Below are 14,044 nucleotides of genomic sequence, written 5' to 3'. Positions count from 1 at the left end.
CTGCGGCATGCCCGTGACAAGAGTGAAAACTGTGACTATGAGGATCTGGGCAAAACGCGTGCCGGTGGCCGCAGCGTGCATCGCTGTGGCCTGCGGTGGTGCCGTGGTCGGTTGCTCGACTCCCGAACTCGACACAACCGCGGCGGGCGTCGCCAAGCTCTACGCATCCGCCATCGAACGCCAGGACCCGGCCAGGGCGGCCAAGTACACCACCGCGCCCGCACAGGCCGGCGAAGCACTCACCGCGACGATCACGTCGATGAAGGCCGACGACATCGATGTCAAGGTCGACCGCCCCGTCCAGTTCAGCGACGGCACCGCATCGTTCTCCCTCAAGACCACCTGGAAGTGGCAGGGCAAGCGTGCCTTCACCACCGAGACCACCGGGGCGGCCCGGCACCTTTCCAGCGGCTGGCGGGTCACCCGGGCACCGGACCTGATCTATACGGGCATGCCCAGAGGCGGGGCATTGCGCCTGATCCGCACCGAGGCCACCCCCTCGCCCAAGGTGCGCAGCCGCGACGGCAAGGTCTTCATGCTCGAACAGGGCGTCAATGACATTGTCCTCGACCCGGCCAAGACAGCCGATGTGCCGGCGGCCGCGGTATCGCTCGCGCGGGTCCTCGAACCGATCGCACCGCTGATCACCGCGAAGGTCATCGAGGGCAAGATCGCCGACGCGCCCGGCAAGCCGATCGTCGCGGTCACCCTGCGCGACTCAGACATGCTGGTACTCGCCGGCGACCCCAACAAGGTCGCCGGCGTGTCCACGCGCCCCTACGGCAAGCTCGTGATGGCCGATCGCCGGCTGTCGTCGCCGCTGGAGGTGGGGCTCACCAACTACTGGCAGGCCATCCGCGACGCCACCGCCGGCTGGCAGGTGCAGCTGACCGCGCCCGGGGCGCGGCCGCGTGCGCTCAGCGGCGAGCAGGGACCGCCCGGACCCGATGTCAACACCACGGTCGACCAGGGCGTGCAGCTGTCCCTCGGCGACGCGGTCGTCGACGTGGGCCAGCCCGCCACGATGCTCGTCCTCGACGGGTCGACCGGCGGTGTCCTGGGGCTGGCACAGAATTCGTACGCCGCAGCCCGCGGAATCAACGTCGACAACCTCTATCCGGTCGGCAAGACGCTCGATCCCGTATGGGAGGCGATCGACGCCGCGGCGGGCTCGGACGGGCAGTCACGCGGACGGCTCCTCGATCGCAGCGGACTCGGGGTGCGTTTCACCGTGCCCGGTGCCAGCGCGCTCGTCGGTGCCCGGCCGACGGTGACCACCATCGACTACAAGACCGACACCGCCGCGGTGTCGATGATGAATATGGGTGCCTTCGGTGTCGCCCTGGCGCGCAGTCGCGAAGGTGCGCCGCCCGTCGCTCCCTACGTCATCAAGGGCATACCAACCAAGGTGGCCGATGGCGAGTTGGGAGAGATCGGGTCCGCCGTCACCGGACCTGTCTTCGACGCGATGACCAAGACGGTGGTGACCGGCGACGCCAGCGACCTGACCAATGCCCCGGGACTCAAAGCGCTCGTCGGAACCAACGGTCCGCAGGGGCCGGGCTGGTTCCTCGGGTTGCAGGACGGCAAGGTCGTCGTGATCTACACCGAAGGCGAGAAGTCGGGGACCGCGGCGTTGCAGGTGGCCCAGAAGTACTTCCGGATCAAGTAGTAGTACTTCCGGCTCAGGTGGTACTTCGCGATCTGGTGGTTGATCTTCTGATCAACCGGCCGTACGGCGCAGGACGAGCGCGGCAACCGCACGCCAGCCGAGAAGGAACAGCGCGGTCGCGATGCTCGCGACGATCACGAAGCTGACCGCGACCCCCTGGTGCACGACCCAGCGCAGCAACATGCCGATGGCCACCGTACACACCCACACCGTGATCGCGGGCCGCAGACGTTCCGGCCGGAACACCCGGCCGAACTCGCCGGCCGACTCGACGGCCGCGTAGAGATAGATGACGGTCCACCCGACGGCCGCGCCCACGGCGAACGGCCATAGCGTGTCCAGAATGCCGGCCGGGCTCAGCCCGTGGTCGTGATCGGCGCGGCCGATGATCACGAAAACGGTGATCGCGATCAGATCCAGCAGCGCCGTCAGCCATACGGGGAACGCGGCCGCTCGCCTGCCACCCGGATCGGACGGGGATCCGATAGACGACGGGGATCCGATGGGCAGGAACCCGGCAGAAGACGACCCGGAATCAGTGTTCATGGCCTGTACGGTAGCGCCGGTCAGCGAAGCTCGTCCTCGTCCGGTCGTTCCCCGGGTCTGACGTCGCCGGACTTGATGTCGCCGGGTCTGATGTCGCGGGGCTCGATCTGGTCGGTGTTGATGTCGTCGGCGTTGATGTCGTCGCCGAGGTCACCTTCGGACCGGATCGACGACCGGAACATGAAATAGATGATCACCCAGCCGACCACCGCCACGAACACATAGCTGATCAGCCGGTACACCAGCACCGCGGTCAGCGCCTTCTCCACCGGCATACCGGCGCTGGTCAGCGCCGGTACCAGCATCGCGTCGACCACACCGATCCCGCCGGGCAGCAGCGGGATCGCGGTACCCACCGCCTTCGATGCCGCATACGCCACCATCAGGCCCGAATAGCTCGGATGCGAGCCGACCGCCCAGCAGGCGAACATCAGACACGCGACGTCGGTGACCCAGTTGAAGAAGCTCCACCCGAACGCCACTGCCGTGTCGCGCCGGTTCAACTGAACGGCACGCAACTGCTCCAGCGTTTCGAGCAGCTTCTCGACACCGTGATCGAGCGGCTTGTTGCGGAACTGATTGACCCATTCGAGCACCTTGATGCCGGCCGACCGCAATGACTCGGGGTGGGTGGCGAAGTACTGCAGCAACGCAGCCACCGCGACGAAGCCGAGTACCGAGAACAGCACCGAGAACGGGCTCGTCTTGGCGCCCGCGAGCATCGCACCGCCGAACCCGAGCACTGCCAGGCCCACCCCGGCCAGCAACCCGGACATCACCACCTGCCACGACGCGACGACCGGTGTGGCACCCCACTTGCGGGTCTGCCGGTAGGTGAATGCCGGTGCGAGGACCTGCCCGCCCGGCATCGTCTGGCTCACCGAATTGGCGGCCAGAATCACCGACAGCGACTTGAACTGCGAAACCCGGACCCCCGCCGACCGGAACAGGGTCCGCTGGACCTGTGCGAAACTGTCCATGGACAGCATCGCCGCGACGACGCACGCCAGCACCCACGCCCAGTTGAGTTCGCCGATGCTCGCCCACGCGTCCTTCAGTTTCGGCCAGATCAGAACCGCTTCGACGATGAGGGTCACCGCGATGAGTACCAGCACAACCCACCGCACCCACCGCCAGCGACGCCGGGCCGGCGAGCCGGATGAGGTCGATCCGTCCGAAGGCATGGTGCATACCCTAGCGAGCCCCTGGTCATGCGATCGTGAATGAGGGGTTGCGTGGGCCACAATCGGAGGCGGCCGGCGGGGTGCGGCACAGTCGGGGAACACCGGTACCGACCCGGCGGATCGAGGTGTTCCCCGGCATCGTCGACGCCGACCCGGTGGGCCCGCTGTGGCGGGGTGCGCAGCTGTTCCGGATGGTCAGCTACTGCTATGCGCTGGGATTTCACATCGCGATCAACAGCGATCTGCTGCGATCGGGCATCGCCTGGGCACTGTTCGTGGTCTTGACCGCGACCACCGTGGCCTGCGGCGTCGGCTATTACCGGGGATTCGCCCGCAACAGGTACTGGGTGGCCGGCGAGATCACCGTCGTCGTCGCCCTGATGCTCTCGACGATGTGGGTGGCCGACGACCAGTGGGCGCTCGGCAACCAGACCTGGCCGACGACGCTGTGGGCCACCAACTCGATGATCTCCGCGGCCCTGCTGTGGGGCCCGTGGTCGGGGATCGAGACCGCATTGGTGATCGGCGCGTCGAGCACCATCGTCAAAGGAACCTTCGACCCCAACCTGGGCCGCAACGCGACGGTCATCGTCATGGTCGCGGCCGGGCTGGCCGTCGGGATCGCCGGTGCGACCGCCCGCCGACTGCACGAGACGCTCACCGAGGCCGAACGCCGCGCCGCCGCGGCCGAGGAACGCGAACGGCTCGCGCGCCACGTCCACGACGGGGTGCTACAGACGCTGGCCTACATCGCCAAACACGGCCGGGAGATCGGTGGACCGAGCACACGGCTGGCCGAGATGGCCGGCGAGCAGGAACGTGCGCTGCGCAAGATGCTCGCCGACATGAGCGACATCGACGACGCCGACATGAACGAAGCCGGCGGGGGTGGTTCCGACATGACGCCCGCCGCCGACGATGAGGACTCCGGCACCGTCGACCTGGCCGCGGCGTTGCGCGGGCTGGCCGCCGACGACGTGTCGGTGAGCGCCCCCGGCACACCGGTACCCGTCGGCCGCGCGGTGGCCGGTGAACTGCGGGCGGCGCTGGCCAACGCGATCGCCAACACCCGTACGCACGCCGGACCGGGCGCGCGGTCGTACGTGCTGCTCGAGGACCTCGGCGACGAGGTTGTCGTCAGCGTCCGCGACGACGGTGTCGGCATCGCCCCCGGCCGCCTCGAACAAGCCCGGCGGGACGGCCGGATGGGGGTGTCCAAGTCGATCGTCGGCAGGATCGAGGCACTCGGCGGGCGGGCGACGCTGGAATCGGCTCCCGGGGAGGGCACAGAATGGGAATGGACCGTCGGCCGTGGGATCCCGGACCGGGAAACCGCAGGGAAGACACGTGAACGGTGAGGGGTATGTGTGGTGAGCGCTGAGCAGCCGAAGCTACGGGTGATGGTCGTCGACGATCACCCGATGTGGCGGGACGGGGTCGCCCGTGACCTGGCGGACGAGGGGTTCGAGGTGGTGGCGACGGCCGACGGCGTGGCCGCCTGTGCCCGGCGGGCCAAGGCGGTGCTCCCCGACGTGGTGCTGATGGATATGCAGTTGCCCGACGGCAGCGGTGTGCAGGCCACGGCCGCGGTGCTCACGGTGTCACCTCGCACGCGGGTCCTCGTGCTGTCGGCGTCCGACGAACGCGAGGACGTACTCGACGCCGTCAAGGCCGGGGCCAGCGGATATCTGGTGAAGTCGGCGTCGAAGGCCGAACTTGTCGAGGCGGTACGGGCGACCGGCGCCGGGCAGGCGGTGTTCACCCCGGGACTGGCCGGGCTGGTGCTGGGCGAGTACCGGCGGATGTCACGGGAACCGGAATCCCCGGCCAAACCCGCGCTCACCGAACGCGAGACCGAGGTGCTGCGGCATGTGGCCAAAGGTCTGAGTGCCAAGCAGATAGCCACGCGCCTGGGGGTCAGCCACCGGACGGTGGAAAACCATGTGCAGGCCTCGCTGCGCAAGCTGCAGCTCGGTAACCGGGTCGAGCTGACGCGATACGCGATCGAGCACGGCCTCGACTGAGGGCGCCTACTGTTCGTTCCGGCTCCGCGCTTACTGTTCGTTCCGGCTCCGCCGGAGCAGATCCTGGACGCTGATCTGGCTGCCGGTGTCCCGGCTTGCGTGCCGATCGTTGCTCTTGTCCGTGCTATTGCCCTCATCGGGATTACCGCCCTTGTCGGGGTTGCCGCGCTCGGGTGCGGGTGGGGTGATCGCCGCGTCGCGGTCGCGGTTCTCCGGCGACAACCCGCGATCGAGCAGCGGAGAACCGTCCCGTCGTGACGACACCGCCCGTTTGACCGATGACCTGCGCCCGGATTCGGGCTGCAACGACGCGGCGAGCGGCCCCTCGGTGCCCGGCGTCCCGAGGTCGGGTCGCCGGGTCAGGGCCGACTGCGCGGGACGGGCCCGACGCTCGGCCCGGGCCGGCTGATCGGGGCGGACCGGCTGTTCGGGGCGGACCGGCTGTTCGGGGCGGACCGGCTGTTCGGGGCGGACCGGCTGATCGGGGCGCGGCTGCTGCCGGCGATGTGCGGGAGGCTGACCGGCAACCGGCTCTGCCGGCGTCGGTGCGGGGACGGATTCACCCGTGGTGGTCGGTGGCCGCTGCTGCGCGCGCCGCCGCCCCGTTCGTGGGCCGGTGGTCGTGGGCTCCGGGCTGTGCCGACCGCCGGGCCGAGGTGGGGAACGGTCGGCGGTGATGCGCTGCGGGACATCCACGGAGGCCGGACCACCCGGAGGTTCGATCGGCAGGACCGGTTCGGTGGGCGGGGCCGGATCGGGAGACTTCTGCTTCGGGAACGCCCCCGAACGGATACCGCTGGAACCGAGCGTCCAGCTACCGGTGTCGGGGGTGTTGGAGCGTTCGCGGCCCGCACGGGTCAGCCGGGGGGTGCGGAACGTCTTCCATCCACTGCCGCCGATCGGCTGCGGTATCGGCGCGAACCGGACCGTGGCCAGGGCGGGCTCATCTGCGGGTGTCTCGGCCTGCGCCGATTCGGCCGCCGGGGTGCTCGTGGCGGTGACCTCGGCGTCGGACTCGTGTGAGCGTCGGCGGGTGGACTTCGCCGTGGCCACGGTGGCCCGGACCGGTGCGCGCGGGGTCGGTGTGGGCGCTTCCGGCGGCGTCGTTGCCGGCACAGTCGTCGTTGCCGTAGACGTCGTTTTATCGGGCGCAGACGTGGCGGAGGCCTGCTCGGGGGTCTGCTCGGGAGCGGGCTGGGGACCGTGCTTAGCTCTCTTGGCGGGTGCCGGAGCACCGGGGCGCGGCGTCGGCGGGCCGGGCCGGGGGTGGCTCGACCGCCGGACCTGCGACGACGTGGGCCGTGCGACACCGGCGGCGCGGGCCGACCGCAGCACCGATGTCGGCGCCTCGGCGACGACGAGACCGGCGCTGCGCATGACGCGGGCACCGGGTGCGCCGTCGCGCAACTGGTCGGGTTCGTCGTCGAGGATCGTCTCGCCCAGCCCGATCTTGCGCTGCACCGTCTGCATCCAGCGCGGAGCCCACCAACAGTCGTCGCCGAGCAGCTTCATCGTCGCCGGTACCAGCAGCATGCGGATCACGGTCGCGTCGAGGATGAGCGCGGCGATCATGCCGAACGCGATGTACTTCATCATCACGATCTCCGACAGCCCGAACGCACCGGTCACGACCACCAGGATCGCGGCGGCCGCGGTGATGATGCGGCCGGTGTGCGCGGTGCCCACCCGGACCGCCTCGGTGGTGCTGGCACCCTTCTGCCGGGCCTCGACCATGCGGGAGAGCAGGAATATCTCGTAGTCGGTGGACAGGCCGAAAATGATCGCGATGATCAGCACGAGCACCGCCGCGAACATCGGTCCCGGGGTGAAGTTCGCGATGTCGGAGCCGTGGCCGTCGACGAAGATCCACGTGAGGATGCCGAGGGTGGCGCCCAGACCGAGCGCGGTCATCAGCGCCGCCTTGATCGGCAGGATCAGCGATCCGAACGCCAGGAACATCAGCAGGCCGGTGATCAGCACCAGCAGCACCGTCATCAGCGGCAGCCTGCTCATCAGCGCATCCATCGAGTCCTGGGTGAGGGTGGGCGTTCCGGCCACCCACATCTGCAGACCCTTGGTGTCGATGGCCCGCAGATCCTTGATGGCCTCGGCGGCGGTGGTGCGGTCCACTAGACCGGCCGACATCTCCAGGACCGCCGGACCGTTCTCGCCGTACTGGCCGGTCTTGTCGCCCTCGGCGTTGAACTTCTTGGTGAAACCGGGGATCGCGTTGGCCTGGTCGGCGATCGAGCGCAGTTTGCCGGTGAGTTCCTGGTCGTTGGCGTCGTAGGCGATGACGAGCTTGATTTCCTCGGTCCGCTGCGCCGGGAACGCCTTGTCGAAACTCTCCTGCGCCTGTCGGGACTCATTGCCCGGCGGCAGATAGGACTCGCTGATGCCGCCGAACTTGATGCCCGCGAACGGCACGATCAACACCAGCAGGAGCAGTACCACCGGGACGGCGGTGGCGATCGGATGCCGCATCACCCGGCCGGCCAACTGCCCCCAGAAACCGTCCTCGATCTCGGCCTTGGTCTTGGTGCGGCGCAGGAACGGCAGGCTGAGCGCGTCGACACGAGGTCCCAGGATGGCCAGCGTGGCGGGCAGCACCGTGATCGACAGGAGTGCGGCCAGCGCCACCGACGCGATCGCGCCGTAGGCCACCGACTTGAGGAAGCCCTGCGGCATGATCAACAGACAGGCGAGTGCCGCGACGATGATCGTCGCCGAGAACACGACGGTCTGACCCGCGGTCATCACGGTTCTGCGGACCGCGGCCTCCGTCGAATAGCCTTCGGCGAGTTCCTCGCGGAACCGGCTGACGATGAACAGGCCGTAGTCGATGGCGATGCCCAGGCCGATCAGCGTGACCACCGACTGGGCGAAGATGTTCAGGTCGGTGGTCAGGGCCAGGATCTTCATGATGCCCAGCGAACCGGCGATGGTCAGGCCGCCGATGAGCACGGGCAGCACCGCCGCCACCGCACCACCGAACACGAAGAACAGCATGAGGGCGACCAGCGGGAGGGCGATGAGCTCGGCGCGGTGGATGTCCTCGTCCATGCCACGGGCCATCGCGCCGGCGATCGGTTGCAGACCGGCGGTCTCGAATCCGGTTCCGGGAAGGTCGAATCGTTCGGCGATGCCGGTGAATTCGTGTTCGACCTTCTTGAAGTTCTCCAGGATTTCGGTGTCGTTGTCACCCTTGATGCCGATGGAGATGAATGCCTGCGTGCGGTCCGCCGAGAAGAGTTGTTCCTCTTTCATTTTCTGGGCGGCTTGTGCGGCGGGCGTGGAACCGACCGGCTGGAACGGGTCGAAAATGCCCGGATCGTCGCGGCCGACGACGTCGGGATTCTCGTCGACGAGGGTATTGACGAACTTCTCGACCTTCGCCCCGAACGCCTTGTCGTCGACTCTGGTGCCCTTCGGGGGCGTGACCAGCACGATGACGTCGGATTTATGGTCGCGTCCGAATGCCGTGTCGGCGATCTCCGAACCCTTGACCGACTCGGACGTCGGGTCGAACCAGCCGCTCTGACTGAGGTGTTTGCCCAGGTCGAGGCCGAAAAGGCCGAGGCCACTCATCATCAGGATGAGTACGGCGATCACCGCATACCGCAGCCGGAAGACCATGGTGCCGATGGCTCCGAACACTCCCGGCTCCTTCCACGTGACGATCGGGTCTCAAAACATTGAGCGTACGTCTATCGGCACGATTGTTTCAGCACCGCCTGAGTTGTCGCTGAGTTGTGGCGGCCCGGAAACTAGCGCAACAGGGCGCGCAGCGGCCGGAACGGGGTGAGCCAGGCGCCCTCGTCGGGCAGCGAATCGAGACCGATTCGGGGCAGCGGTTCCCTGAATACGCCGTCGATATCCTCCAGATCGATGAATTCCAGGCCTTCGGAGGACAGCGCCCAGCTCGCGTGTTCGCGGAAGCCGACGACGGTGACCGGGATCCCCTCAGCGGCGAGCGCGAGAAGTGGCTCACGAAATGCCTGTCCGTCGGCGGATGCGACGACGACGCCGGCCAGTCCGGTGGTGGCGCGGCGCAGTTCGATGTGTGCGAGCATGTCCGCGTCGACGTCGCTGTCGTCGGTCAGTTTGGGCTTGGCGAACACCGCGAAACCGACATTGCGCAGGGCGTCGACCCAGGGCCGCACCACCTCGGCGCTGCCGGGGGCGATGTTGGTGAACACTGTGGCCTCGGGCTCCGGCGTGATGCCCGAGGTGCCGGCGATGGCGTCGGTGCGGCGCAGCAGCCAGCGGCCCAGGGCGTCGAACCGGGGCCGGTAGGCGGCGGTGGGGCGGCCGCCGATAATCGCGCCGAGCCCCATGTCCATGTTGGGTGCGTCCCAGACCAGCAGCATCCGCGGCGCCGCGACCTGACCGGAGATGGCGTCACCGAAACGTCGTGGCCCGTCGGCGGCGCGGCCGTGGGATGCGGCGGTTTCGTGGTCCGGCGAGTCGTGATCAGCCATGTGCGCGAGGTTCCTGATTCTTTGCCGGTCTCACCCGTCCTGGAGCGGCCGGGTGTAGACGAACTCGTTGATCCTGCGTCCGTCCCGTTCGGCGCGGCCCTCGAACTTGGTGGTCGGCCGGGTCAGGGACAGCGGGGACTCGGTGGTCAGCGGTATGACGTGCGGCCGGTCACGATCCTGGGTCGCGAGAATCTCGGCGATCCACACCGCGTAGTCGGCGTGGTCGGTCGCGATGTGCAGGATGCCACCGGGCCGCAGCCGGTCGGCTATCAACTCGATAGTGCCCGATTGCAGGAACCGGCGCTTGTGATGGCGGGATTTCGGCCACGGATCGGGGAAGAACACCCGCACCCCGTCGAGCGTCCCGGGTGCGATGAGTTCGGTGAGCACCACCATCGCGTCGCCGCGGATCAGCCGGACGTTGGTGAGTCCGCCCCGGTCGATCAGCCCGAGCAACTGCGCCAGACCCGGTTTGTAGACCTCGACGGCGATCACGTCGACGCCGGGTTCGTCGGCGGCCATCGCGGCCGTGGACACGCCGGTGCCGCTGCCCACCTCCACGACCTTGGGCGCATCGCGGCCGAACAACGCGGTCAGGTCCAGTTGCGGCTGCGGGATGCGGTTGCGGCCGATCTCCAGATCCTGGCCGAGTTTCGGCCACAGTTCGTCCCAGTTGCGTTCCTGACCGGCCGTCAGGGTGCCGCGCCGGAAACGGAAACTCGTCACCCGCGGGAACAGGCGGCTGCGGTCGACGTCGTCGCTCGACGACACCTCGGCGGAAGGCGTCTGCGACGGGGTGTCGGGGTCGGGCTGGGGTTCGGGGTGCTGCTCGCTCACCCGGTTATCGTGCCAAGTTATCCACAGATGCGCCCGAGGGGGTGCCGCGGGGCGCCGGATGCGGGCTACATTCGACACCCAGAGTGGCAGAAACGGCGGTGCCGGTGTGCGTCTGACCACCGTTGGGGACACGATCGGGGGATTCGTTGGGTTCGGGGGATTGGTTGCGTGAGGATGTGTCTGCCGAGCATCGCCGGCGGGCTCGTCCCCGGTCTGCCGGGCCGGACCGTGCCGTGCATCCGGCGCTCGCCGATGCCGTGCGCGAGAGCCGGCGGCCCGTGTCGGTCGCGGTCACCGGACGTCCGGGGACAGGGCGTTCGACGATGGTGCGGGCCTTGCGGCGCCGCCTGTCGATCGATTCGCGGGTACTGCCGGAGGTGGCCGTCGACGCATCTGTGTCCGGGCCGGGCATGTCGGGACCGGATCTGTGGTGTCACGTGCTGTCGGGGCCGCCGCGTGCGGCCGACCGGCGGGTCGTCGATGCCTTGCCGGTCGATCGCATCGTCGTGGTGCTGACCAAGGCGGACGTGTACGGACCCGTCCCCGACCCGGGACCGGTGCCGGTGTTCGCACCCGATGCCGTCGTGACGGCGGCGCGCTGTGCCCGTGAACTGGACCGTCCGGTGCATCCGGTGTCGGCGCTGTGGGCGGTCGCCGATCCGGGCCGGCCTCAGCTGGAACTGCTGGCGGCGCTGGCCGCCGCGGGTGAGACCGTTCCGGAACTTGCGGGTCACTTCACCACCCCAACAGGTGTGAGAGACATCGGCCCGGGAGATGAGGAGAAGCTGCGGATCGGCCTGCTGCGGAGCATGGACCGCTGGGGTGTCGAGTTGGTGACGCGAGAACTGGCCGCCGGGCGGATCGGTCCCGACGTCGCGCAGATCGCGGGACTGTTGCACGCCGCGAGCGGACTGGGTGCGCTGGCTGGGGTGATCACCGCATGTGCGCCTGCCGTCGCCGCGGCCCGCGACCGTCGTCTGGGTGCTGTCGCAGAGCGGATCGCGGCCCGCGGTGACGAGCGGACCGCAGCTGAACTCCTCCTCGCGGGCCTGGGTCGGGCCCGGTGACCGCGACTCTGGATACGGAAACGATTGCGGAGATCCGTTCGGTGACCGGCCTGGACGTGTCGGAGCTGGCGACGCCGGGGCGGACCGGTACCGTCGCCGGAGTCGGCGGCACCGGAGTGTCGAGCCTCATCAGTGCGTGCACTCAGGTCGCACCGCACCTTGAGCTGCGGGAATGGCAGGACGGGTCAGACGCGGACCCGCATCCTGCGGTGGCGATCCTCGTTGTGGACCCGTCGGCGGCGGTGGGCGAGGAAGAGGTGGCACTGCTCGCCGCGCTGCGCCGGGAGGCCGGTGTGGTGGCGGTGGTGTGCAACAAGATCGACGTCTATTGGGATTGGCCCATGATGCTGCGCCGGATCCGGTCCGTTCTCGATCCGGCAGGGCGGTTGCCGCTGTTCGGGGTGGCCGCCACCGCCGGCGGCACGGGGATCGCCGCGCTGACCGAATGGCTGACGACGGTGACATCGGCACCCGCCGGGACGCGCTACAGGCTTCGGCAGTCGGGCGTTGCGCTGGCGGCGGTAGACGCTGCCGGTACCCCGCCGCCCGACGAATCCGTTCGGCTGCGAGACCTCGGCGAACAACGGCGCCGGACGGTGGCGGGCCGCGATCGCGGGCGGGCCGAACGGTATGCGGCGGCCCGGATCGAGTTCGCGTCGGCACGAGCCGAGGTGATCGAGGAACTCGGCGCGACAGTGCGGTCCCTGACCGCGGCGGCCGACGCGCGGTGCGATCGCGTCGAGCGGCACGAGGTACCCGCGTACCGCAAGTGGCTCGACGCCCAGCTCGCATCGGCCGCGGGCCGGTTCGCCGAGGCGTCGGTGGCCCGGCTGACCGAGGCCGCCGCTGTATCCCTGGCCGGTATCGGGCCGCGGCTGAATGTCGCCCCGCCCGCGGTGCGGGCAGTGTCGCCGCCCGCGGGGCGGGGGGTTTCGACCCCACCCGTCACGATGGCCGGGCCGCGCAGGGGAGCCGAGGACGCCCTGTTCGCGCTGCTCGGCGTGTCGACCGGATTCGGCGTGGGGCGTGCCATCGCCGCCGGGGTGTCCGCGATCGGAGGTGGATCGATGGGTGCCGGGTCCGCTGTGGCGTGGGCACTCACCCCACTCACGGTGGTAACCGGCCTGGCGATCGCGCTGTGGGTGATCGGGGTGCGACGCACGTCCGCGGCCCGGACCCAGCTGCGAGCGGCGACGGCTTCGGCGCTCGCCGAATTGCGCGCCACCTGCGAGCGGCTCGTCGTGGCACGGTCGTCGGCGCTGGAACTTGAGGTCACCGGTCATATCGCCCGCCACTACGACAGACTCGCCCGGGACACGGCCCGGCGGGCGGCGGCCATCGACGCCGAGATCGGCAGACTGCGGAGTCCGGCTGCGGATCCGGCCCGGCTGCGATTCGCCCGCGCCCTCGCCGACCGGCTGGCGGTACTCGCCGATCCCGAAGCGGCCGACACTCCCGGACCCGGACCGGGGACCGACGACGAACAGGACAGGTGATGGTCATGGAGGCGGACATGTTCGGCGACAGCGATGGATGTACCCCAACCCCAGACCCCGACAACCAGTTCACGGACGTGTCCCGGGCCGGCCCGGCGGACCATCTGTGGCTGTCGCAGGGCGATGACGTGTGGGATCTGGGCCCCGCCGACATCGACACCGACGCCGACGGGATCGCCGACTCGCTGACCCGGCCGGGCCCGGACGGCATGGCGGTGTACACCGATTCCGACGCCGACGGCCGCGTCGACCTGATCACCGAGATCGGCGCGGACGGTACCTATTCGACGCAGCGCCTGGACACCGAGAGCGGAACGTGGCGGTCCACGGATTCGGGCCGCCTCGCCTGAGACCTGGCCCGGCACGGGACAAAAGCGGAAAATCTCACGTGGGGGCGGCTACCTAGCGTCCGCTCGGTGCCGGTACCCTTGGACAAACGACGCAACGCCGGTGACGGCTATCAGAGGCCATCACCATTCTCGAGGAGACCTGATGACGTCTGCCACAATTCCGGGCCTGGATCCGAGCAGCGCCCCCACCAAGCACGCCGCACTCCTCGAGTGGGTCGCCCAGATCGCCGAACTCACCCAGCCCGACGCCGTCGTGTGGTCCGATGGCAGCGACGACGAGTGGAACCGGCTGACCGCACAACTCGTTGAGGCGGGCACCCTCATCAAGCTCGACGAGGAGCGCAAGCCCAACTCGTTCCTGGCCAACTCCGACCCCGCCGACGTCGC

General features: G+C 69.1%; 11 protein-coding genes and 1 pseudogene. 7 read left to right on the top strand and 5 right to left on the bottom strand.

Annotated elements, in window-relative coordinates:
* The first annotated feature begins 37 nt into the window (after window positions 1-37).
* On the top strand, window positions 38-1,672 hold the full coding sequence (locus tag Q0627_RS19040) for an NTF2-like N-terminal transpeptidase domain-containing protein (protein WP_298811948.1): 1,635 nt from the start codon (window positions 38-40) through the stop codon (window positions 1,670-1,672).
* A 51-nt stretch (window positions 1,673-1,723) separates the two neighbouring features.
* On the opposite strand, the gene Q0627_RS19035 is transcribed toward Q0627_RS19040, so the two are convergent.
* Together Q0627_RS19035 and Q0627_RS19030 are read right to left on the bottom strand one after the other, a co-directional pair.
* Entirely contained in the window at window positions 1,724-2,218 is a 495-nt protein-coding gene (locus Q0627_RS19035; RefSeq protein ID WP_291018603.1) for a DUF3054 domain-containing protein, read from the bottom strand.
* A gap of 20 nt (window positions 2,219-2,238) precedes the next feature.
* Window positions 2,239-3,402, bottom strand: coding sequence for a YbhN family protein (locus Q0627_RS19030; RefSeq protein ID WP_291018606.1), 1,164 nt, complete (start codon window positions 3,400-3,402; stop codon window positions 2,239-2,241).
* Between the two features lie 119 nt (window positions 3,403-3,521).
* Between Q0627_RS19030 and macS the strand changes: the two genes are divergently transcribed.
* A complete protein-coding gene (gene macS, locus Q0627_RS19025) occupies window positions 3,522-4,760 on the top strand; it encodes a MacS family sensor histidine kinase (protein ID WP_291018625.1) in 1,239 nt (412 codons plus the stop codon).
* A gap of 42 nt (window positions 4,761-4,802) precedes the next feature.
* Window positions 4,803-5,426, top strand: a complete 624-nt coding sequence (locus tag Q0627_RS19020) for a response regulator transcription factor (protein ID WP_291018634.1) — start codon at window positions 4,803-4,805, stop codon at window positions 5,424-5,426.
* A 30-nt stretch (window positions 5,427-5,456) separates the two neighbouring features.
* Here Q0627_RS19020 and Q0627_RS19015 read toward each other — a convergent pair whose 3' ends face one another.
* The 3 genes from Q0627_RS19015 to trmB all read right to left on the bottom strand — a co-directional run bounded on the left by Q0627_RS19015 (window position 5,457) and on the right by trmB (window position 10,678).
* Window positions 5,457-9,083, bottom strand: a complete 3,627-nt coding sequence (locus Q0627_RS19015) for an MMPL family transporter (RefSeq protein WP_298811946.1) — start codon at window positions 9,081-9,083, stop codon at window positions 5,457-5,459.
* 110 nt (window positions 9,084-9,193) lie between these two features.
* Window positions 9,194-9,796 (bottom strand): NYN domain-containing protein, encoded by a 603-nt coding sequence (locus tag Q0627_RS19010; protein WP_291014063.1) that lies wholly within the window; start codon window positions 9,794-9,796, stop codon window positions 9,194-9,196.
* Window positions 9,797-9,937: 141 nt separating this feature from the next.
* Window positions 9,938-10,678, bottom strand: a complete 741-nt coding sequence (gene trmB / locus Q0627_RS19005) for a tRNA (guanosine(46)-N7)-methyltransferase TrmB (protein ID WP_291014061.1) — start codon at window positions 10,676-10,678, stop codon at window positions 9,938-9,940.
* A 299-nt stretch (window positions 10,679-10,977) separates the two neighbouring features.
* On the opposite strand from trmB, the gene Q0627_RS19000 reads away from it, so the two are divergent.
* The 4 genes and pseudogenes from Q0627_RS19000 to Q0627_RS18985 all read left to right on the top strand — a co-directional run.
* Window positions 10,978-11,811 carry a hypothetical protein gene (locus Q0627_RS19000; RefSeq protein ID WP_291014057.1) on the top strand — a complete coding sequence of 278 codons (834 nt, stop codon included), beginning with the start codon at window positions 10,978-10,980 and terminating at the stop codon, window positions 11,809-11,811.
* Window positions 11,808-13,307, top strand: coding sequence for a hypothetical protein (locus Q0627_RS18995; protein ID WP_298811943.1), 1,500 nt, complete (start codon window positions 11,808-11,810; stop codon window positions 13,305-13,307). Before Q0627_RS19000 ends, Q0627_RS18995 begins: the two co-directional genes overlap by 4 nt.
* Before the next feature lie 5 nt (window positions 13,308-13,312).
* The gene (locus Q0627_RS18990; protein ID WP_298811941.1) at window positions 13,313-13,657 is read left to right on the top strand and encodes a DUF6802 family protein; all 345 of its coding nucleotides are present in this window, start codon (window positions 13,313-13,315) and stop codon (window positions 13,655-13,657) included.
* Window positions 13,658-13,799: 142 nt separating this feature from the next.
* Window positions 13,800-14,044 (top strand): annotated as a pseudogene (locus Q0627_RS18985) (phosphoenolpyruvate carboxykinase); the annotation flags it as partial.

It is taken from the genome of uncultured Gordonia sp., from assembly GCF_937858515.1.
Taxonomy (GTDB): Bacteria; Actinomycetota; Actinomycetes; order Mycobacteriales; family Mycobacteriaceae; genus Gordonia.
The sequence above is the reverse complement of the archived record's forward strand: the minus strand, read 5'-3'. Positions and strand labels throughout refer to the sequence as shown.

Bases quoted from the DNA above. Each gene is read 5' to 3' on its own strand.
- Q0627_RS19040 (WP_298811948.1), top strand. From the start codon at position 38: ATGAGGATCTGGGCAAAACGCGTGCCGGTGGCCGCAGCGTGCATCGCT.
- Q0627_RS19035 (WP_291018603.1), bottom strand. From the start codon at position 2,218: ATGAACACTGATTCCGGGTCGTCTTCTGCCGGGTTCCTGCCCATCGGA.
- Q0627_RS19030 (WP_291018606.1), bottom strand. From the start codon at position 3,402: ATGCCTTCGGACGGATCGACCTCATCCGGCTCGCCGGCCCGGCGTCGC.
- Q0627_RS19020 (WP_291018634.1), top strand. From the start codon at position 4,803: ATGGTCGTCGACGATCACCCGATGTGGCGGGACGGGGTCGCCCGTGAC.
- Q0627_RS19010 (WP_291014063.1), bottom strand. From the start codon at position 9,796: ATGCTGCTGGTCTGGGACGCACCCAACATGGACATGGGGCTCGGCGCG.
- Q0627_RS18990 (WP_298811941.1), top strand. From the start codon at position 13,313: ATGGAGGCGGACATGTTCGGCGACAGCGATGGATGTACCCCAACCCCA.